This is a genomic window from Christensenella timonensis (assembly GCF_900087015.1).
GTDB classification, from domain to species: Bacteria; Bacillota; Clostridia; order Christensenellales; family Christensenellaceae; genus Christensenella; species Christensenella timonensis.
In genome coordinates this window covers 935,065-956,224 of record NZ_FLKP01000002.1, presented here as the reverse complement: position 1 = coordinate 956,224, position 21,160 = coordinate 935,065, and the positions used below count along the sequence as shown (strand labels likewise).

21 protein-coding genes are annotated in these 21,160 nt (G+C 52.4%); 8 read left to right on the top strand and 13 right to left on the bottom strand.

The annotated features are described in order from the left end of the window. Positions 1-4: 4 nt before the first annotated feature. Positions 5-247 carry a hypothetical protein gene (locus BN6471_RS06065; RefSeq protein WP_066646505.1) on the bottom strand — a complete coding sequence of 81 codons (243 nt, stop codon included), beginning with the start codon at positions 245-247 and terminating at the stop codon, positions 5-7. Positions 248-259: 12 nt separating this feature from the next. Beyond that, positions 260-472 carry a hypothetical protein gene (locus BN6471_RS06060; RefSeq protein ID WP_066646497.1) on the bottom strand — a complete coding sequence of 71 codons (213 nt, stop codon included), beginning with the start codon at positions 470-472 and terminating at the stop codon, positions 260-262. Between the two features lie 116 nt (positions 473-588). On the opposite strand from BN6471_RS06060, the gene BN6471_RS06055 reads away from it, so the two are divergent. From BN6471_RS06055 to BN6471_RS06045, 3 genes are read left to right on the top strand one after another with little or no spacing between them, the layout of a single operon-like run. Continuing rightward, positions 589-879 carry a hypothetical protein gene (locus tag BN6471_RS06055; RefSeq protein WP_066646495.1) on the top strand — a complete coding sequence of 97 codons (291 nt, stop codon included), beginning with the start codon at positions 589-591 and terminating at the stop codon, positions 877-879. Next, the gene (locus tag BN6471_RS06050) at positions 876-1,085 is read left to right on the top strand and encodes a hypothetical protein (RefSeq protein WP_066646492.1); all 210 of its coding nucleotides are present in this window, start codon (positions 876-878) and stop codon (positions 1,083-1,085) included. Before BN6471_RS06055 ends, BN6471_RS06050 begins: the two co-directional genes overlap by 4 nt. Before the next feature lie 25 nt (positions 1,086-1,110). Continuing rightward, positions 1,111-3,369, top strand: coding sequence for a glycosyltransferase family 2 protein (locus BN6471_RS06045; protein WP_066646489.1), 2,259 nt, complete (start codon positions 1,111-1,113; stop codon positions 3,367-3,369). A gap of 41 nt (positions 3,370-3,410) precedes the next feature. On the opposite strand, the gene BN6471_RS06040 is transcribed toward BN6471_RS06045, so the two are convergent. Continuing rightward, entirely contained in the window at positions 3,411-3,788 is a 378-nt protein-coding gene (locus BN6471_RS06040; protein ID WP_066646486.1) for a hypothetical protein, read from the bottom strand. A 95-nt stretch (positions 3,789-3,883) separates the two neighbouring features. Here BN6471_RS06040 and BN6471_RS06035 point away from each other — a divergent pair, with 95 nt between their 5' ends. From BN6471_RS06035 to trxA, 4 genes are all read left to right on the top strand, one after another. Next, on the top strand, positions 3,884-4,816 hold the full coding sequence (locus BN6471_RS06035) for a GtrA family protein (RefSeq protein WP_066646484.1): 933 nt from the start codon (positions 3,884-3,886) through the stop codon (positions 4,814-4,816). A 20-nt stretch (positions 4,817-4,836) separates the two neighbouring features. Continuing rightward, complete coding sequence (locus BN6471_RS06030) at positions 4,837-5,463, top strand: ABC transporter ATP-binding protein (RefSeq protein ID WP_066646481.1); 627 nt, start codon at positions 4,837-4,839, stop codon at positions 5,461-5,463. Continuing rightward, complete coding sequence (locus BN6471_RS06025) at positions 5,451-6,230, top strand: ABC transporter permease (protein ID WP_066646479.1); 780 nt, start codon at positions 5,451-5,453, stop codon at positions 6,228-6,230. Before BN6471_RS06030 ends, BN6471_RS06025 begins: the two co-directional genes overlap by 13 nt. A gap of 79 nt (positions 6,231-6,309) precedes the next feature. Next, positions 6,310-6,624 (top strand): thioredoxin, encoded by a 315-nt coding sequence (gene trxA, locus BN6471_RS06020; RefSeq protein ID WP_066646476.1) that lies wholly within the window; start codon positions 6,310-6,312, stop codon positions 6,622-6,624. Positions 6,625-6,741: 117 nt separating this feature from the next. On the opposite strand, the gene lpdA is transcribed toward trxA, so the two are convergent. From lpdA to BN6471_RS06000, 4 genes are read right to left on the bottom strand one after another with little or no spacing between them, the layout of a single operon-like run. Continuing rightward, complete coding sequence (lpdA, locus tag BN6471_RS06015; RefSeq protein WP_066646473.1) at positions 6,742-8,475, bottom strand: dihydrolipoyl dehydrogenase; 1,734 nt, start codon at positions 8,473-8,475, stop codon at positions 6,742-6,744. 14 nt (positions 8,476-8,489) lie between these two features. After that, on the bottom strand, positions 8,490-9,452 hold the full coding sequence (locus BN6471_RS06010; protein ID WP_066646470.1) for a dihydrolipoamide acetyltransferase family protein: 963 nt from the start codon (positions 9,450-9,452) through the stop codon (positions 8,490-8,492). A 12-nt stretch (positions 9,453-9,464) separates the two neighbouring features. Beyond that, positions 9,465-10,445 (bottom strand): alpha-ketoacid dehydrogenase subunit beta, encoded by a 981-nt coding sequence (locus BN6471_RS06005; protein WP_066646468.1) that lies wholly within the window; start codon positions 10,443-10,445, stop codon positions 9,465-9,467. Positions 10,446-10,458: 13 nt separating this feature from the next. Then, complete coding sequence (locus tag BN6471_RS06000) at positions 10,459-11,415, bottom strand: thiamine pyrophosphate-dependent dehydrogenase E1 component subunit alpha (protein ID WP_066646467.1); 957 nt, start codon at positions 11,413-11,415, stop codon at positions 10,459-10,461. A 284-nt stretch (positions 11,416-11,699) separates the two neighbouring features. Here BN6471_RS06000 and BN6471_RS05995 point away from each other — a divergent pair, with 284 nt between their 5' ends. Beyond that, on the top strand, positions 11,700-13,628 hold the full coding sequence (locus tag BN6471_RS05995; RefSeq protein WP_082903364.1) for an FUSC family protein: 1,929 nt from the start codon (positions 11,700-11,702) through the stop codon (positions 13,626-13,628). 33 nt (positions 13,629-13,661) lie between these two features. Here the strand turns inward: BN6471_RS05995 and BN6471_RS05990 are convergent, their stop codons facing one another. The 6 genes from BN6471_RS05990 to BN6471_RS05965 all read right to left on the bottom strand — a co-directional run bounded on the left by BN6471_RS05990 (position 13,662) and on the right by BN6471_RS05965 (position 21,151). After that, entirely contained in the window at positions 13,662-14,324 is a 663-nt protein-coding gene (locus BN6471_RS05990; RefSeq protein WP_066646466.1) for a ribulose-phosphate 3-epimerase, read from the bottom strand. A gap of 27 nt (positions 14,325-14,351) precedes the next feature. Next, a complete protein-coding gene (locus tag BN6471_RS05985) occupies positions 14,352-15,371 on the bottom strand; it encodes a sugar-binding transcriptional regulator (RefSeq protein ID WP_162270184.1) in 1,020 nt (339 codons plus the stop codon). A gap of 192 nt (positions 15,372-15,563) precedes the next feature. Continuing rightward, on the bottom strand, positions 15,564-16,031 hold the full coding sequence (rbsD, locus tag BN6471_RS05980) for a D-ribose pyranase (protein ID WP_066646461.1): 468 nt from the start codon (positions 16,029-16,031) through the stop codon (positions 15,564-15,566). 67 nt (positions 16,032-16,098) lie between these two features. Then, complete coding sequence (locus BN6471_RS05975; RefSeq protein WP_066646457.1) at positions 16,099-17,640, bottom strand: FGGY-family carbohydrate kinase; 1,542 nt, start codon at positions 17,638-17,640, stop codon at positions 16,099-16,101. A gap of 77 nt (positions 17,641-17,717) precedes the next feature. After that, positions 17,718-18,653, bottom strand: coding sequence for a glycyl-radical enzyme activating protein (locus tag BN6471_RS05970; RefSeq protein WP_066646454.1), 936 nt, complete (start codon positions 18,651-18,653; stop codon positions 17,718-17,720). A 23-nt stretch (positions 18,654-18,676) separates the two neighbouring features. Beyond that, entirely contained in the window at positions 18,677-21,151 is a 2,475-nt protein-coding gene (locus tag BN6471_RS05965; protein ID WP_162270183.1) for a glycyl radical protein, read from the bottom strand. Positions 21,152-21,160 lie beyond the last annotated feature (9 nt).

The following is a 21,160-nucleotide window of genomic DNA, read 5'->3' as shown; positions in this document are numbered from 1 at the left end:
AAAGCTATTCGCCCTCAATTTCGTCCAAATATTCCTGCAGCTTCATAATATCAAGGCTCATATCGCTGCACCGTTCATTCTGCACAAGGATTTCACCGTCTGTAAGCGGCTTGCCTAACGCGATACGCTGCGCGCTCATCCGGTTGAGCTTTTCCCGTTCCTGCGCGAATGCCTGCATCTTTTCATCCAGTTCGCGGAGCGCTTCCTTTTTCTTTGCGGAACAGTCTTCTTTATCCTTACCTTTCATTGCTTCTCCTCGTCATTCGTCGGCTACTTTTGCCGATAAAATACCGTCTAAGCGAAAAACGCGGAGCCCCTTTTTCTGCATACAATATACTGTCACATTCTGTTCCGTGATTTTTCTTACATAAACACGCCGCTGCGATATTCCTTTTGCCCCCTCGTAAATCACGATGGCAGGCTTATCCTCCCGCAAGCAAAGCGTCAGCGTTTTTAAAATAATATCGTCCATACTGTTGTACCTACTTCTTTATACTACCATATATGCCCAGTTTTGTTAACAAAAATAACGTAAATTTTTTATGTCCTCGCCCTCTTTCCATGCTATAATGGGTGCAGGTATAATTTATGGATGGATTATTTTTGACAACCAATAACCTGATCGGTACGGTCGCTTTTTTTGCGGGCGTCGTATTGTTATTGTCCGAGCTGCTCCGAAAAGGGCTGTCGCGTCTCTCCTTTGTCGCATACGCCTGTTTTGTATTGAGCAGTATCTTTCTGTCGGACAATATCGTATTTTGTATCCTTACCATCGCGGGATTAAGCGCGTTGTTCCTGGTTTTGCTGTATTTTTACCGCCGCGAACAAAAACAGCTGCAAAAAAACAAAAAAGAAGAAGATGAGGACGACCAGCAATGAAAATCTGCCCTATCTGCAAAACAAAATTTGACGACTCTGCGGAATTCTGCCCCCAATGCAAGGCGCAGCTTGAGGAAGTAAAGACTGCTGCCCCCCAAAAGAAAGAAAAGATCCCCAAATCTTTCTGGTTCACCATCCTGGGCGTCTTTGGGTTCATCCTGCTCGTCATATTGGTCTACAACATCATCTATGCGGGTGTCGCATGACCAGCTGCATCATCGGAGGCCAGCCATGGGTAAACTGAAAAATCTCGCGAAGGTTGCGGGAAAACTCAAAAACAAAAAATGGAAACGCGTGCGCGTCATTATCCGGGACTATGGCATGCGCGAGTTCCTGCGCCGCGTCAAAGAGAAGATGCAATATGGAGACGGCTCTATGGGCCTTTCGCGCAGGTTTGCCATCATCACCAACGAATCGTTTATCAAAAATCCCGCAAATCCTGCCGGTTACCATCCGGAGCAAAGTGTGACCTTTACCGTCGCCCCCGCTTCTCGTAACATTGGCCAGGTGGATATCCTGACACAGAGCGAGAGCCCGGAAGATACTATCACCATGACAATACGGGATGCAGGCGGCCAAGTGCTTTTGGAAAAAACATCGGCAGATATCGAAAACAACGGCTACACCGTTTTTTCATTTCTACCCTTGCTTAACGTTATGCATGTACCGCTTACGTTTACTTTTACGGCATCCTCGCCTACATGCGGCGTATTTGTGAACCGTCATAAAAGCAAGCATGGTTTCATCTTAGAAGGCGGCGGCTGCATCGCTTGCCGGCTGTATCTCCGCGTCGACGCCGAATATCTGCATTGGATGAAAAACAATACGCCTACCGAGGAAGAATATGCCGCGCAGCGCGCCCATCTATTTGCGTATTCGCCTAAAATCAGCATTATCGTGCCCCTTTATAATACCTCCGAACGCTTTTTCCGCGAGATGGCCGATTCTGTGATCGCTCAGACCTATGCAAACTGGGAGCTGTGTTTGGCGGACGGCAGCACGCAGGCAAACGGCCTGCAAAGTATCGCCGCTTCCTACCATGACGAACGCATCGTCTATAAAAGGCTCGATCAAAACGAAGGGATCTCCGGCAATTCCAACCGCGCGATCGAGATGGCGACAGGCGAATATATTGCGCTGTTAGACCACGACGATACGCTCATGCCGCAGGCGCTCTACGAAAATGTAGCCCTGATCAACAAAGACCGGGATTATGAATTCATCTATTCGGACGAGGATAAGATCACAGAGGATGGCGACAGGCGCTTCGATCCATTTTTCAAGCCGGATTTTGCGCCCAATATGTTCCTTGCGTTCAATTACATCACGCACTTCGTAGTCATGAAAAAATCCCTGCTCGATGAAGTCGGCGCTTTTAACGCGCAGTTTAACGGCGCGCAGGATTACGACCTTTTTTTGCGCGCAACGGAAAAAGCCAAAAAAGTCGGCCATATCGCCGACATCCTCTACCACTGGCGGATATCCGAAACGTCTACGGCGTTTTCATCCGATACCAAAAGCTATACGGTGGAGGCCGGAAAAAAGGCTCTCGAAGCAGCCTTTTTGCGCCGTGGCATGAAAAACGCGCATGTTTCCTATCATACGCTCGATAACTATTACATTACAAGCTACGATATCCCCACGCCGCATCCGCTCATTTCCATCATCATTCCCAACAAGGATGAGAGCGCTACGCTTAAAAAGTGTATCGATTCGATTTTATCCAAATCGACGTACGATAATTACGAAATCCTCGTCGTGGAAAACAACAGTACAGGCAAGGAAATTTTCGCGTATTACGAAAAATTGAAACAGCATAACAACATCCGTGTCGTTACCTGGGACGGTATTTTTAACTACGCGGCCATCAACAATTTTGCCGCCCGGCAGGCAAAAGGCGAATTGCTGCTGTTTTTAAACAACGATGTGTCGATCATCTCCCCCGACTGGCTGGAGCAAATGGCCATGCATGCGGTGCGCCGGGAGATCGGTGCGGTGGGTGCGAAGCTCTACTATCCCGACGATACCATCCAGCATGCCGGCGTGGTTCTCAAAATCGGCCCGGTCGCCGGACATTCCCACAAGCACCTTGACCGCTGGGAGGTGGGTTCGTTTGGCCGCATGACCTTTGCGCAGGATGTCGCAGGCGTGACCGCCGCCTGCCTGATGGTCAGAAAAAGTGTGTTTGAAGAGGCCGGCGGCTTTGACGAGCAGTTTGTCGTCGCATTCAACGATGTAGACTTGTGCCTGAAAATACGTGAAAAAGGCTATATCAACCTGTTCACGCCGTTTGCCGAGCTTTACCACTACGAGTCCAAAACGCGCGGCTACGAAGAAACCCCTGAAAAAATCAAACGCTTTGAGGGCGAGCAAAAAAAGTGGCTTTCCAAGTGGGACGCAAAGTATCCGTACGATCCCCTGTACAGCAAGAACCTGACGCACGAGTTTGAGGATTATTCGATCAATCCCAACCGTACGCGCGACGATTAAAAGACTTCATAAAAAAAGCTGCCGTATAAAGGCAGCTTTTTTTATCTCGGTACCAGCCTGTATATCGTGAATCCGCCCAGGAATCCCGATTCCTGATAAGCCACATCCTGTCCATCCTTTTCAAATACCAGCTTTCTATCTTCGTCCGGCTGCATCACCCAGCCGTCCTCCAACATTTTGTCCACAAAGGCATCCTTATCGCTTAAGCGCACGAGATAATCCCCGCCTCCGAGGTCATATACCCCGCCAAATACCATTGTCGTGACCGCTCCCTTTGTTTCCATGAGCGGCAGATATTGGTCGAGGTCGCTGTGCCCGGCGAATACAAATACAAACACGACCACAGCGATCAGCAAAATCAGGATATTCCGCAGCGCGCGCACCTTACGATCCCTCCCCGGATACTTTCTTTTCCCCATTATATACGAAATCCCCCGCCAATGCAAAAACGCCACACACTACTTTTTTAACCTGCATTGCCAAATTTCAGATAAAATGGTAGAATAGTAGCGTTATGGATACGAGCAGGATAACGGTTCTTCTGACCGGCAGCGACAAAACTTTATCACAGCAACTGAGCCAGGCCGGCTTCCGCATACTTGAGCCGCAGCCGGACATGACTATGCGCGCATTTTTCCAGTTTGCACTCAAGGAGTCGGATGCGCCTCTTTTTGTGCGCCTTGACGCGGGTGAAGGTTTTGTCTTTGAGGATGTCGAAAAGGTCGCACAGGCGGCGACGGGCGAACCTGAAAAGGTCTATGTCGGTTCGCGGGAACAGACCGTGAAAAAATCCCTTGCGCAGAATATTTACGGTTTTTTGTCGGGGATCGAAGCACGCGACGTGTGTTCCTCGCTGTTTGCCATGTCACGCGAAAACCTGGAGCTCATGACGCGTATGAAAAGCAAGGATAGGGCCTTTTGTTCCAATATCCTTTTGGAAGCGCGTGAAAAGAACCTGGCGATCGTGGATATTCCCACACAGGCCAAAATCGATACGGCCCCCGGTTTTGAGCTCCTTACCTCTTCCTTGAAGCTGTACCTCGTATTCATCAAGTTCAGCATCGCCGCGTTCATCGCATATCTGGTGGACATCGGCACTTTCTACCTGTTTCAAAAGCTTTTCTCGTTTTTGGACGATGAATTCAAAATACTGACGGCGACCGTTATCTCGAGGATCTTGTGTTCCATTGCGACTTACCTGCTCAATAAAGGCGCCGTATTCAATTCACAGGCCCGTTCGCGCGGCACCGTGATCCGTTTCATCATCCTCGCCGCCGCGCAGCTCATCGTTTCCTGGCTGCTGGTCTGGGGGATCGGTTCCATGCTGGGCGGCGGCGACGAAGTCAATACGCTGCTCAAGGTAGTGGTGGATCTCATCATTTTTATTGCCAGTTTTTCCATCCAGCGCGACTGGGTATTCAAAGAATCAAAAGGCCTCTTAAAGTAAGGTATGATTGGGGTGCGCTCATGTACCGGGTAAAAAATCTTGTTTACCGCGACATTCTGCATATTGGCGATCTGCATTTTCCAAAAGGACGGTCGACCGCGGTCACCGGCCCTTCCGGCGCCGGGAAAACAACGCTTTTAAAATTGCTCGACGGCCTTTACCTGCCGGACAGCGGACAAATTTTTTATGACGGACGCGATATCCGTGCGCTTAAGAACCTGCGCCGCCGCGTCACCATGGCAGCCCAGTCCCCCGTGGTCTACGAAGGCAATGTCGGTTATAATTTGAAGATCGCCTTTGATTTTTCCGACCGTCCTGTGCCGGAGGATTCTTTTTTTGAAGATATCCTGCGCTGCGTACAGCTTCCCGTTCCGCTCAGCCACGAAACGAAAATGTTGTCCGGAGGGGAACGCTCCAGGCTATGCCTTGCGCGCGCCCTTTCCTTAAAAAGCGAAACTTACCTCATCGACGAGCCCACGAGCGCGCTCGATGAAGATACGCAGCTTGCCGTCATGCGGAATATCCTCAGGTTCATCCGTGAGCTCGGGAGCACAGTCATATTGGTCACACATTCGCCTGAAAGCGCGGAGCTGTGCGACCGCCATGCCGAGGTGCATAAAGGGGGCGGATTTACATGGATTCGGTAGTCATCACCATCTGGCAGCTCGTTGCCGCTTATATTTTTGTGATCCTGCTCCTTGTCTTGTTCAAGATACGCGGGATCGACAAGAAAAAGCAAGTCGTCATATCGACATTGCGCATGACGTTGCAACTGGTGCTGGCAGGGTATCTCCTGACCCTTGCGTTCAATAACCCCAGCTGGTGGCTCACGCTGGCAATCTTTTTAGGCATGCTCGTATTTGCCGTCCTGACCGTTACGTACCGCGCACCCAAAGAGCTGCGCCCCATTGTGCGGCGGCCGGTCGCAGTTGCCATCACGATCGGCTCCTCGTGCGTCATGGTTTATTTCCTGGCCCTGGTCATTGGCGTTAAGCCATGGTACGAAACGCGTTATTTCGTCAGCATCGCGGGCATGGTACTCGGCAATTCCATGACAGGCGTCGCCCTTTCCATGAATACGCTGGTCACGGAGTTCAAGCAAAGCCGCGGGCACATCGAACAGGCGCTTATGCTGGGTGCGACGCCCAAACGCGCTGTTCGCGACAGCATCAACAACGCGTTTACGAACGCCATTCTGCCCACGCTAACGTCCATGCTCACGATGGGTATCGTCACCTTGCCGGGCATGATGACCGGGCAGATCCTTGCAGGAACGCCGCCCGAGCTTGCCGTGCGTTACCAGATCGGCGTGATGCTTGCTATCCTGGGCAGCGTCGCCATCTGCGTGCTCATCTTCCTCACCATGGCCTCGCGCTGTTTTTTAAAACGGGAATTCAATGGCGTGGAAGTATAAATAATTTGTTTAATGATATCCTCACTGGGTAAATATATTTTAACAAACAATAAGAAAGTGTAAGGAGTGTGTATTTATTATGAGTATCAAACATATCACCGAAGGACAGTTCGACTCAGAGGTTCTGCAAGATAAAAATATGGTGTTAGTCGATTTTTATGCCGATTGGTGCGGACCGTGCAAAATGCTTACGCCTATCCTGGAAGAAATCGACGGCGAAATCCCGAACCTGAAAATCGTTAAGGTCAATGTCGACGAGGCGCAGAATCTTGCCAAGGAATACGGGGTGATGTCCATTCCCACCGTTTATCTTTTTGACGGCGGTGCAAAAATGGGCCGCTTTGTCGGCGTAAAATCCAAGGAAGAGATCGTCGACTTCGTAGAAAACGCATAATTGCTTCAGACGCGAAACGTTTCGCGTTTGCATATACCCCCAATCATAAAAAGAGGCTGACCGCTTAAAGCGGCTGCCTCTTTTTATGTACCATATTTTTAAGGAGTGTTACGCTGATTACATGTGGATCGCGCCGCGGCTTGCGCCGAGGAACGCTTCCATCAGGGTCTCTGAAAGGGTCGGATGCGCGTGGATGGTGCTGCCCGCCGCCTGCGCCGTCGCTTCGCAGCGCATCGCCATTACAGCCTCTTCGATCATGCTCGAAGCTTCCGCACCGATGATATGCACGCCCAGGATCTCGCCCCAGCGTTCATCTGCAATCACTTTCACAAAGCCTTCCGCTTCGCCGAGCGTCAGCGCTTTGCCGTTTGCCGCATAGGGGAACTTATACGTCTTCACCGGGATACCCTGTTCCTTTGCCTGCTTTTCCGTCAACCCTACAAACGCGATCTCCAGGTCTGTGAAGATACACGACGGGACGGGCTGTTCGTCCGCGGATTCGATTCCGCCAAACATGTGCTCCACCGCAAGGATGCCCTGCTCGGAAGCTGCATGCGCGAGCTGGAACTTTCCGTTGATGTCGCCGATCGCATAGATATTGTCCACGCTCGTACGCATGAGGTCATCCACTTCCACGCAGCCCTTGGGCGTACGTTTCACGTCGAGCTTTTCAAAACCGCTGCCCTCTGCGCTCCTTCCGACCGCTTCCAGCATCATTTCACATTCCATGGTCTGTCCATTGGAAAGCTTGATCGTATACTTGCCGTTTCCTTCCTTGATCTCGTCGCATGTCGTGCCCGTCAGAAGGTTGATACCGCTCTTCTTCATGTGCTCTGCCAGCGTTGCCGCCACTTCGTCGTCCGTCATGGGCAGGATCTGATCCATCAGCTCCACAACCGTCGTCTGTACGCCGAACGCATTGAAGATGCACGCCATTTCGCAGCCGATCACGCCGCCGCCAATAATCACGATGGACGCAGGCAGCTTGTCGATATCGAGGATCTGGTCTGTATTGAGGAGCCTCGCGTCCGTCTTGATCACCGAAGCCGGCTTTGCGCCCGTCGCAAGCAGCATAAACGCGCAGGTATACGTCTTGCCGCCGACCTTGACTTCGTTGGCTTTCTCGACAACTGCTTCGCCCTGTATGAGTTCTACCTTGTTTTTCTTGAAGAGCCCGCCTACGCCGTTCGTAAGCTGCTCCACGATCTTATTCTTCCTATTAAGGATCTTCTTCCAGTCAAAGGAGGATCCGCTCACCGAGATACCAAACTCATCCGCGTTCTGGATATCCTTCCAGTGCTTCGCGCTTGCGTAGTACGCCTTTGTGGGGATGCATCCGCGGTTTAGGCATGTGCCGCCTACCGTGTCCTTTTCCACGACCGCAACCTTTGCGCCCAGCTGCGCCGCACGGATGGCCGCAACATATCCGCCCGGGCCCGCGCCGATGACGACCAGGTCATAATCAAAGTTACCTTCCGGCCGCTTCGCTTTTTCCTTTGTGACTTCCTTTTTCGCCGGAGCCACCGCTGCGGGCGCTGCCGCCGGGGCAGGTGCTGCCTCTGCTTCTTCCGGCGCCGCTGCCGCCGATTTGTCTACCTCCGGGATCTCCTCTCCCTCCTGCCCGATGAATGCCACCGGTTCGTTGACCGGCGCCGTTTCACCTGCGCCGTAATAGATTTTCAGGATCGTACCGGAATACAAAACGTCCACTTCCAGCGAAGTCTTGTCCGTTTCCACTTCAAAGATGTAGTCGCCCTTTTCTACCGTCGCGCCTTCCTCTACCAACCATTTTATGATCTTGCCCTCAGCCATCGTCATACCGAGCTTAGGCATCGTAATAAAATTACCCATTTTATTCTTCCTTTCTACTTGCTAAGGTTGCTTTCGTCAAGCAACTGATCCGGATTTTCGATGATATCACGGAAATCCTTCAAGAATTTTTCGCCTGTCGTCCCGTCGATGTGCCTGTGGTCAAGCGTCAGGCTCAATCCCAGCATCGGGCGGATACCAATATCGTTTCCAACCGCTACCGGCTTATTCGTCATGTTGCCGATGCCGATGATCGCACTTTCCGGCACGTTGATGATCGGTGTGAAATACTGTACCGGCGTGCGCCCATAATTGGAAATGGAGAACGTTCCTCCGGAATATTCGTCCGGCGTCAGCTTTCCTTCCCTTGCGCGCGTCACGAGATCCTCGCGCATCTTCGTGATTTCATATAGGGACATCATGTGCGCGTTTTTCAGGTTCGGTACGATGAGTCCGTCCTCGCCCAGCGATACCGCAAGGCCGATGTTGATATTTCCTTTCAAAAGCACGTGGTCTTCCATAAAGGACGAATTCAGCATAGGATTCATCTTGAGCGCCATCGCCGCCGCCTTGATAAACAGATCGGAAAACGTCGGCTTTACGCCTGTTTTCTCCAGGCAGTCCGCCGTGTACTGTTTCATGAGCGGCTTTAGTTTGGAACAATCCGCCTCGCCCATGATCGTATACTGCGCCGCCGTATCAAGACTTGCCTTCATCTGTCTCGCGATCGTTTTTCTCATACCGTTCAGCGGTATGATCTTATCTTCGCCCATCAGCGCCTTATAAGCAAGCACGTCCGCCTTGCGCACCATATCGCCTTCGGCCGGTACCGCGTCGATATCGAGCCCTAAGTAATCCGCCATCGCGCGGGCCAAAAACGTCGCCCTGCCTCCCTTGAAGGAAAGCACGTCGCTTAATTGCACATAACCGCCGATGCCTGTTCCCTTGACCTTTGCAAGGTCAATTTTTCGTTCTCCCGCTACGCGCTTCGCAGCGGGTGTGGACATCACTTTTGTCATTTGCGCGTCCCCCTATTTCAGCAATTCTTTTGCTTTTTCGTAAATCGTTTCCGCCTGCGGAACCACCATAGCCTCAAGCTGCGGGGAGTACGGGATCGGAATATCGTCCGCGCCGCCGAACCGCCTTACCGGCCTGTCAAGATAGAAGAACGCTTCGCTGTCATTGATAATGGAGGATACTTCCGCACCCACGCCAAACTTCTGCACGCCTTCGTGCGTCACCAGGACGTGCCCTGTCTTTTTCGCCGAAGCAACGATCGTTTCCACATCGAGCGGCGATACCGTACGCAAGTCGACCACTTCCGCGTCGATACCGTCTTTTTCCAGCATCTCCGCAGCCTTGAGCGCCTTTAAGAGCGTCATCGAATAGCTGATGATCGTAATATCTTTTCCTTCGCGCTTCACATCCGCTTTGCCGATGGGCAGCACGTATTCTTCGTCCGGAACCTCGCCCTTCGTACCGTACAAAAGCTTGTGCTCGTAAAATACGATCGGGTTATCCTCGCGTATCGCCGCCTTTAATAGCCCCTTGACATCATAAGGCGTTGCCGGGCATACGACTTTTAATCCCGGCACATGGCAGAACCATGCTTCGAGGCTTTGGGAATGCTGCGCAGCAGCGCCCGTGCCGCTTCCCTCCGGGGTACGGATGACGAGCGGAATCTTGACCTGCCCGCCCAGCATAAAACGCTGTTTTGCAGCCTGGTTGCAGATCAGGTCCATCGCGCACGTCACAAAGTCGGAGAACATGTATTCCACGACCGGACGGTAACCCGCCATGGCTGCGCCTACCGCGATCCCTGTAAAACCGCCTTCGGAAATGGGCGTATCCATGATCCTGTCCGGGCCGAATTCATCGAGGAATCCACGCGTTACGCCGAAACACCCGCCGTATACGCCCATGTCCTCACCCAGCAAAAAGACTTTTTCGTCCCTTCTCAGTTCTTCTTTTAAGGCGTCTGAAACCGCCTGTACATAAGTAATTGTACTCATTTAATAACCTCCGTTATGCAAAAACAAGTTTTTTTGCTTCTTCAAGAGTGATCGTTTCCGCAGCCTGCGCATATTCCACAGCTTCTTCGCATTCCCGTTCCACCAAAGAACGGATATCGTCGATCTCCTGCTGCGTAAAGCCATGCTCCAGCATATACTTGCCAAAGGAAATGATCGGGTCTTTTGCCTTCCACTCCGCTTCTTCCTCACGCGTACGGTATGCGCGCTTATCGCTCTTGGAATGCCCCAGGTAACGGTAGGTTTTTGCTTCGATGAGCGTCGGGCCCTCGCCGCGGCGTGCGCGGTCTGCCGCTTCTTTCACCACGTCCATGATCGCGAGGACGTCCGTCCCGTCAACGATCACTCCCGGGATGCCGTAAGCCTTCGCCCTTGTCGCGATATCTTTGACGGAGACGCTGTTTTCCACCGGCGTAGACATACCATACAGGTTGTTTTCACACATATATACGATGGGCAGCTTCCACAGCGCCGCCATGTTGAGCGCTTCATGGAATAAACCGGAGTTTGAAGTACCGTCTCCAAAATAGTCGAGGATCACCTTGTTGCTCTTGTCCTTTTTGATCGCGAGGGCTACGCCTGTGGCCATCGGGATCGCAGGCCCGATCACGCCGTTCGCGCCATAGTTGCCCACGGAAATATCGACGATATGCATCGAGCCGCCGAGGCCCTTGCAGAAGCCGTCTTTCTTACCGAGCAGTTCGCACATCATGCGTTTTACGTCCGCACCCTTCGCGATACAGTGTGCATGCCCCCTGTGGCAGCTCATGATGTAGTCGTCCGGCTCAAGCGCGCCGATCCCGCCGGCAGCCGTCGCTTCCTCGCCGACCGCAAGGTGCGTCGTCCCGTGGATGAGGCCCTTCATAAACATTTCGTTTACGCGTTCCTCAAACGTTCGGGAGCTGAACATCTGATAATAGATTTTCCTCATTTGTTCTTTTGTTAATTCCATTTTTTCACCCGCTTATTTGATAAATTTGAGTTTCTTTCGCATTGATATTTTACATTTGTAAAGTTTCTTTGCAAAAGTTATATTTCATGTTTTTATGATACTATTTCCGTTGCTTCCTGTCAATGCTATTTCCTTCATAGTTGTAAAATTTATTGTTTTTTGTAAAAAACCTATACTTTTTGCAGGCGGTCATCGCTGTGTATTTTTTGCTTGAAAAATTAGACGTTGCAAGACAAAAGTGATATAATTGCATTGCGTGGAAAGCTTACTTTCGGGGTATCATTATGCAACTGCATTTTAAAAATATGCTTATGGATTTCAGGGGAAAATTTACAACTGCCGTGCCGGTCATCGTATTTTTCCTTTTATTGTTCTATACAATCGTGTTTTTGTTTGGTACACAATACGCCCTGGTCGTTTCTTTTGTTACCGCAACGTTCAGGGTCAAGCTCCTAAAAACGCATACCGTCCGCTCGATGCTCACTTTGTTTTTGGTACAGATGCTGCTATGCGTGTTGGCATTTTTTGCAACATTAAATCTTCTTTTTTGCATATTGCTCAATATTGCCGTCCCTTTTATCCTGATTTACCTGCAAACGATACAATTTAACCCAAAAGGGTATTTTACAAATGCGATGGAATTTGTATTTTTACAACTGCGTCCTGTCGGTTGGGACAACTTCCTGCCCCTGCTTGGCATCATGGCATACGCTTCCCTTTTTCTCATCGCAGGGCTTGTCTTTTATTCGCTCGTTCACAGGAAACAGCAAAATTACAGTCAAGTGCGCCACGGTCTTTCCCTGCTATCTTCTTCCTTTGCAATGATGGCTGAAGGGCAATGCGATCCTGCGCTGCAAAAGGATATGGTTTCGCTCCATACCGCACTCAACCGCATGGCCTACACAAGCCGCGATTTTTCCTATGTCGTACGCGGGGAAGGAAAGATCCATTATATGTTCGCACTCCTTTTCCAGCGCGCCGTCTATTTCATGGATGATTTTTCGCAGTCTGCCGACAGGAATTGTGCGCGTGACGCGCAACGGCTGCAAACAATCGCGGTATTTTTGGATACCGTACAAAAGAATATGGGAACAGAGGATCATGCAAAGCTCGTCAACACCGCCAACATCCTTGCGGAAGAAACGGATGGACTTACCGAGCGGTTTGCAGTGTTCATCCGGAATTTCATGCATCTTTTGGCCCTCGCGCTGGAAAGCATGGCGCATAATTCATCCCCTGCGGAATGGAGGCTCCCCGCGCATGCGCGTCCCCTGCACGGCTTAAAGTATCGCCTGCGCCTTGATACGTTTGAAGTGCGCTTTGCGCTTCGCCTGTGCCTTGTATCAACGATCAGCTTTGCCGTATGCCGGATCACAGAAAGCGATCACGCTTATTGGCTTCCGCTCAATGCTTTCCTTCTTGTGCAGCCCATGTACGAAGAAAGCGCCTACCGTATGAAAACGCGTACCATTGGAACGCTTATTGGTTGTGCCGTCGCCTTTTTCGTCCTGCCTCTTTTGCCTCCCGGCATTTTGGGACACATGATTTTTGCAACGGTCATGATCAGCTTCATGTATTGCAGCACACCGGGAACGTGGGTGCAGCCGATTTTTGCAACAGCTTTTGCCCTGTCCCTTGCTTCCCTTACCATAAGCGGCCAGTCTGCTATCGAACTGCGGCTTTTTTATCTCGCGCTTGCGGTCGTGCTCGTGCTTGTGGTCAACCGTTTTTTCTTTCCCACCAGCCAGAAAGGCCAGTTTAACAATAACGTGAAGGAACTGTTCCATATCCAGCATTCCTATCTTTTTATGCTGCATCTGAGTACTCGCCGGTCGATCGACTATGGCGTAGTTGCAAGCGCCCTCATTACCTTCCATATGCTATATGACGATGTGCGCCAATACATAAAATCGCCCTCATTTCCGATCGACACCGCGCTATATGAAAAAATGCTTTCGGTCATGTGGCGTATGACAGCAGAAGCCGAGCAATTGATTTTTTACTTACAGAACGAGAGCTTATCTCCCAGGGAACGCGACCAAATCGACCGCTTCGCGCTCAACATGGACGAACAACTACAAGGCCATCGCCGCGACGTCCCGATGGCAGTCCCTTCCCTTTCCGATCCATATATCAGCCACCTGTTGCAGCGATATGCAGCAAACCTTTTGATGCTCATTGGCCTTCAAAACGAGCTCCCTGTCCTCCAATAAAAAAACAGCCACACTTTCATGGCTGTTTTTCTCTCAAAGGTTTTTAAAATACTGCATCCCTGCTTTGATTTCTTCGTCCGTTACCTTGTTGCTGGAAAAAACCGACGAACCGACGATCAGCACGTCCGCGCCGCTCTCAAGGAGCTTAGGCGCCGTTTCCTTGTTGACGCTCCCGTCCACGTAGATCGGGATGTCAAGCCCCTGCTCCGCGAACATCTTCTTGGCAGCTGCTATCTTCGTATAAATCGATTCCTCCAGCTTCTGCCCGCCAAAACCGGGCTCCACGCTCATCATGATCAGGTAATCGAGGTGGTGCGCGATATATTCTATGCTTTCAACACGTTCCGTAGGTTTTAAACCGACGCCCACCTGTTTTCCCAAACGCCTGACCCGGCTTACCGCCTGAATAGGGCAGGCGCATCCATCCATTTGTATTGTCATCATATCAGCGCCCGCCTCCGCAAACATATCGATATAATATTGCGGGTCATAAAGCTCGAAATGAACTTCGATCGGAATATCCACAACTTCTTTTAGGTCGGCGATGGTCTTGGGCCCAAATGAAAAATTGGACGCGTACCTGCCGTCAATGATATCCACGTGCAATTGATCTGCGCCGCCGTGCTGCGCCGCCAGTACCGCCTGCCCCAAAAAAGCATTATTACATGTCAGTATTGTTGCTGCTACTTTATGCATTGTTTTCTCTCCATTCCTGTCCAAAATTTAAAACGGTTTATATAGCCCGTGCTTTGCCGCATAATCTTCCACTGCGAACGCGGTCGGCTCGTCGGTGATCAGCGTATCGAGGAAGCCTCCCATCAGGGCCGATACGATGGCCTTCACCTTTTGCTCGCCTACCACGATCCCGATCTTCAAAGGGATTTTCTTGAACGTATTAATGTTGATGCCCACTACGCGGTCGTTTAATTCCGTATTGCCGATCTTCCCGCGGATGTCGATGTGCTGCCCTAATATGTGCGAGTAAAGCCCCGCGTCGTAAAGCTCCTTCGATTGTTCCGGCGTCATGAAGTTTGCGCGTACCATGGCGTTGCTTTCCGGCTCGTTCGTACCCAGCGTCACCAGTGCCACGTCGATCTTTTTGGTCATTTCCAGCTGATCCTTGATCCCGCCTTCTTCAATGAACAAATCGCGTACCTGCCGCGTCGTGACGAGCAGCGGCGCGTTTAATATATACGGCGTACCGCTCGTTTTTTCCGCAAAGTCAAGCGTCAGCTGCACGCCGTCCTTGTATGCTTCTTTGATGCGCGTGCCGCCCATCAGTTGGATGATCTGCATATTGTTGAGCACGGTCGGCGTAAAGGCTTTCACCATTTTGTATACGCTCGCCCCCCAGCCGATCCCCACGCTCATGTTGTCCGTCAAGACGTTTTCCACATAACGTGCCGCCGCGATTCCCGCGTTCTCTGCGCTCGCTTCCCGGTCGTCCACCCGCGGCGTGATCACCACCGAGCCGATCCCGAAACGGTTGATCAGCTTCTTTTTGATCTCAAAAGACCTCAGCGACGCCTCGTGGATACGGATCTCCACGATCCCGAGCTCCTTGCAGGATTTCAGGATACGGGAAACATTGGAACGCGACATATTGACCCTGTCCGCGATTTGCTGCTGCGACATATCTTCCATATAATACAGCTTTGCGATCTGGATCATTTGCTCGTATTGGCTTGCCTTTTTTCCAATGCTTAAATCGATCATAGAGTCCATTCCTGTCTCCCTCGCCATGTCCGGCGCCCCGGACATAAATGTGTATATTGCCTGAATCCATTATAGCAAAACCGTTTTTGTTGTGTCAATTGTTATTTATTTTTAAAACCATTCACGTTTGACAGTTTTATAAAATGCCCTCCCCTATCAAAAAAGCCGCCGGAGGAGTTTTCTCCCCCGCAGCTTTTACGTTCCTTTTATCGTATTCGGTCAGAATGTCGTACCGCTCACCAGCATAATATAAGAAAACGGCGTACATTCCCCCGTCCGTACGATCCCTTTCACTTCCCGCCCCCACAGGTCGATCACCTCCGGGTCTACGGTGTCCCCTGTCAAAAACAGGTTTTTACAATCTACATGGGGGATATTTTCTTCCACAATGTCGTTGCCCTTGTTTTTCACCTTTGCCAGGACGTCCTGCATCTTTCGATACATTTCCGGGTTTTTCTCCTGCGTTTCGTTGGGGATAATCACGCTCTCGATCTCCAGCTCCTCCAGCACGGTCTCCAGTACGTCGATCAGGCCCGGCAGGCCCGGGCGCACCGAGAGGTCGATACACACCGTTTCGTCGTGCTGCGGGAAGGGAACGCCCCTGTCCGCCACCATCAGGATATCTCCATGCCCCATGCTTGCCACAAGCTCCGCGAGCTGCGGATTCAAGATCCCACTCTTTTTCATGACCTTCTTCTCCTTTTATTATGATTGGTTTTGATAGCCTTTTATCAAAACAGGCATTCCTTTCCTATCAGGAATGCGTCGTCACCTCGTGCATCCAGCCCTTGGATACCTGGTACGCTTCCTTGTACTTTTCATAATAGAACATGTATTGCTCATGCCGCCCGGCATCCGGCTCCACCCTGTCCTCGATCGTCACCATGTTCTTGGCCGCCGTCTGGATGTCCGCATACGCCCCGCAGGCGACGGCGCCCAATATCGCCGACCCCAGGCACGGCGCCTCCGTGACCTTGGGGATAAAGATGGGCAGGTTGCAGACGTCGGCGTGCGCCTGCGTCCAGAAGGCGCTCTTCACCGCGCCGCCCGAAATATAGATGCCGTCCGGCTCCATCCCCCCGTCGCGGAACGTCTGCATGATCGCTTCCGTCCCATAGCAGATTGATTCGATGATCGCCCGGTATAGGTGGTACGGCGTATGCGAAAGCGACAGCCCGTAAAACATGCCGCGCACGTCAGGGTCGGCATACGGCGTACGGTTCCCCTGGAAATAATCGAGTGCCAGCAGTCCGTCCGCGCCGATGGGCAGCTCCTGCGCCCCTTCGTTCAGCAGGTCGTATACGCTCCTGCCCTCTTTTTCCGCCAACTGGCGGATATCCCCGCAGAAATTCGTCTTGAACCAGTTGACGATCGCTCCCGTGGAGGTCTGGCCGCCCTCGATCATCTGCAGGCCACGGATCACCGCGTCGGGGTAAGAACCCCACATGCCCTTGGAATGCATTTCCTTTTCCGTCAGTCCCAGGTGCAGGTGCGACGTCCCGGTGATCATGGCGATGCGCCCCGGCTGCACAACGTTTAACCCCACCATCCCTACAAAGGCATCCGCACCACCTTCGCCGACGGGGATTCCCGCCGTAAGGCCCAAATCTTCCGCCGCTTTTTTGGTAAGGCCCGCGACGGGCGTTCCCAGATCCAGCACGTCTTTGGGGAATTTATCCAGCACGTCTGCAAGGCCGATCTTTTCGTAGAACGAAACCGGCCAGCCGCCGTTTGGGCGGTCGTAATACCAGCGCGGCGCCGTCGTATCGATGCTCGCCGTCAGCTCTCCCGTCAGCTTATGCATCAGCCAGTCCACGCATTCAAACACGTGCTCCGCTTTTTTGTAGAGCTCCGGCTCGTTCTGTTTGATCCACAACGCCTTTGCGGGCATGGATTCCGCCGATACGTTGCCGTACCCGTTGATCTTCAGCGCTGGGTCGCCCGTCGCCGTGATTTCTTTCGCCTGTTTTGAGGCGCGCACGTCCATCCACATGATCGCCGGGCGCAGGATGTTCATATCCCGATCGGCGATCATCACGGTACAGCACGTCGTATCCACGCTCATACCCATGATCGCCGACGGCGATACCCCGCTTTTGTCGACAAGCTTGCGCGTCGCCTTGCAGATTGCGTTCCACCACTCCTCTACCGTCTGTTCCGCCCAGCCGGATCTCGGCGTATATAGCGGATACGTTTCATCCGCAAAAGCGATCGGGGTTCCCTGCAGGTCGAAAAGCCCGGCCTTCACGCTGCTCGTCCCCATATCGATCCCAAGTAAGCACTCTGTGTTTTTCATATTTCTCACGCCACCAATTCTGTAAATTTCTTATGAAATAAGATACGCACATTATAACACATCTTGCCGCCTTCTTGTCAGCCCCCTACGATCGCGTGCAGGCCCTGCGCGCACATGCCGTCGGCAATTTTCTGCGCTACGGCCTTGTCCATATCCGCAAACTCCCCCAGCGTATAGTCATAATCGAGCGAATCGTATTTGTACTTGCCGAGCTGGTGGAAAGGCAGGATATCCACGTCCGTGATATCAAGCTCCTTCGCCCAGGCGACAATACCGGCAAGATGTCCTTCATCATCGTTGAGCGTCGGGATGATGGGGCAGCGGAGCTTAACATATTTCCCGTTTTGACGTGCATACGCGATATTCTCTTTCACCACATAAAGCGGCACGCCGGAGATCGACTTGAACTTTTCCGGGTCGGTAAACTTCAGGTCGCACAAAAGCTCGTCCACATGCTGCGCCACTTTCCAGAATTGTTCTTTGGGGACGGCCCCCGCCGTTTCCATCGCCACATGGATATACCTGCGCCGTGCAGCTTTTGCAAGCTCGCTTGCAAAATCCGCCTGCATGCACGGTTCCCCGCCGGAGATCGTCATTCCCCCGCCCGACTGGAAATAATAAGCGCTGTCCTTTTCCACCTCTGCGATCACTTCCGCAACGCTCATACGTTTCCCATACAGCTCGCGCGCGGAATAGGGACACTTTTCCACGCACAGGCCGCAGGCGTTGCATTTTTCCTTGTCGATCCATATTTTCCCGTCGCCGTCCTGGGAAATCGCCTCCTGCGGGCAAATGCCCTGGCAGCAATACCCGCACCGCTGGCACAGGTTCTCGTGTATGGCGATCTGTGCCGCAAACACCTGTGATTCCGGGTTGCAGCACCACGGGCACCACAGGTTACAGCCCTTCAAAAAGACGTTCGTACGGATACCCTCGCCGTCGTGGATATGGTATTTCTCAATATTGAAAACAATCCCAAACGTGTTCCGTTCTTCCTGGTTATCAAAAAACATCGGTTGCCCTGCCTTTACTTTGGTTATACCGCGTGCTGCGTACGCTCGATGATATCGTCCTGCAGCGCCTTGTCAAGAGGTGTGAACAGCGCGCTGTACCCCGCCACACGTACCATCAGGTCTTTATATTCCGAAGGATCGGCCTGCGCGGCGCGCAGCGTTTCCGCCGAGACACAGTTGATCTGCACATGCATCCCTTTAAAATCGCTGAAATAGGTACGGATCACATGCGCGAGCTTCCTGACCGGCATACCCGGCTCGAGGGAAGCCGGCATGACCTTGATATTCAAAAGCTGCCCGCCCGAAACGAGGATCGTCGGCAGCTTTCCTACCGACTTTAACGAAGCGGTGATGCCGTGCGTATCCGTCCCGTGCGTAGGCGAAGAGGTATCCGCCAGCGCTTCCCCATCTTTCCTGCCGTCCGGCGTCGCCCCTACGAACTCGCCCATAGGCACATTGGAAGATACGGAGCTGGTGGACGGCTGCCACGTGCCGCCGATCGGCCCTTTGCCATAACGCGTCGTGTGGTATTTCGCCGTTTCCTCACAAATAAAGCGGAAGTAATCCACCATGATATCGTCCACATAATCATCGTCGTTTCCATATTTGGGCGCATCCAGCATCATCCTCTGGATTTCCGGTCCGGTGGGCGTCGTTTCCATGTCCTCATAATTGGTTTCCAGGGCATGTTTAAGCTGCGAGCCCGTCAGCTTCTTTTCATCGAATACGACCTTCTTTACCGCCGCCAGGATATTTCCCACATTGGCCACGCCCACGTAAAGCGGCCCGCAATAATCGTAGACCGCGCCGCCCGCCTTCATGGTCTTACCGCGCGTAATGCAGTCCGAGACCAGCGACGAGACATACGGATCGGCGATGCCTTCACCCATCACGCGGTCGATCGTATTGTCGTTGATCACCTGCTGCCTGAAATAATAGCGCGCCTGTATCTTGAACGCCTCATACAGCTCGTCGAAATTCCGGAAGGTATTGAGGTCGCCGTTTCCTGCGCACATACATATGCCTGTTTTGGGGTCTTTCCCGTCATATAACGCCAGCTCCATGATCTTGCCTAAGTTGATGAAGCCCGCACCGTTCGGGCGGCACGTCTGTTTGCCCTCGATGACCGCTTCCACACACCCGACGACGGAATAATTGACCGCATCGTCCCACGGGATACCGCGGTTGATGAGCGAAGGGATATACACCTCGTCACTGTACATAGCCGGCTGTCCGCCGCCGATGCGTACCACGTCGAACGCCGCATACAGTAAGCGCTCAGAAATACGGTTGTGGTAGCGCAGCGAAATGGACGGCGTATTGAGCGCGATCGCCGCCTGCGCGTTAAGGATCAGGAACGAAAGCTCGTTCGTACTGTCCTTGCCGTTCTTGTCCTGTCCGCCGATGGTAAAATTCTGGAACAATTGGTATCCGGCAAAGGCTTTGGTATTCCCCCAGCACGTGATCTTTAAGAGCTGGAACATTTTCAGGAACAAACATTCCACCAGCTCCAGTGCGTCAGGATATTCGATCACGCCTGCCTCGATGTCCTTCTTGTAAAGGTCGATCAGGTTCTGGTCGAAGCGTCCCAGCGAAATGGAATGTCCGTTGTTTTCGAGCTGCATCGTCAAATTGATGAACCATGCCGCCTGTACCCCCTCGTGGAAGCTGCGCGCCGCCTGCGCAGGTACATGCTCGCACACCTCAGCCATTTGCAAAAGCTCGGCTTTCCTCGCCTCGTCTTTTTCCTGCGCCGCCTTTTCCCGTGCCAGCGCGGCATACCTCGCCGCAAAGCGGATGACCGCCTGGTTTGCCAGGATGACCGCCTTCAAAAACGATTGCTGTTTTTCCTGTTCCGGGTCTGAAAGGTCGAGCGTTTCCAGCCGCTGCTCCGCGCGCGCGATCACATCGCAAAGGCCCTTGTCGATCACGCCCTTCAAATCGACCGTCAAATGCCCGTCTCCGCCGATCATCAGCCAGTAAGAATCCGTCACGCCGATCGCGCGCGCTGTTTCCGTTTCCTGTGGCAGCGCCGCCCTGCACCGGGTCTCATGGTCGTTTCCGTGCCAGAACGCATGGATATCGCGCAATATGGCTTCATCCTCTTCACTGATCACATAACGATCGCCGGGGCGTTCCTCCGGGCGTACGGGGTTTCCATTAAGCTCTTCGACCAGCCAGTCCATCCCAAACTCTGGGAAGATGGGCGCGGTTCTCGGCTTTACGCCCAGGCTGCCCAAAATCAGCTCCCCGTCCAGTATATCGATCTCCATATTGTCGAGTACATGCGCAAACGCTTTCGCCCGCTTTATTTCCACCGGGTCGGAAAGGTTCTCGCGGTATGCCTCGGTCAAAAGCCGCGCCCTGTCCGAGCATATCTGCGGCGTCGCGTCGACCAGGGTATTGCGCAGCCCCTCGATCCTCGCGCTCCTGACCACCGGCCGTTCCAAAAATTGGTGTCCCGTGTCCTTATGGTTTTTCGGTGAATAGTATCTCATGTTAAAACC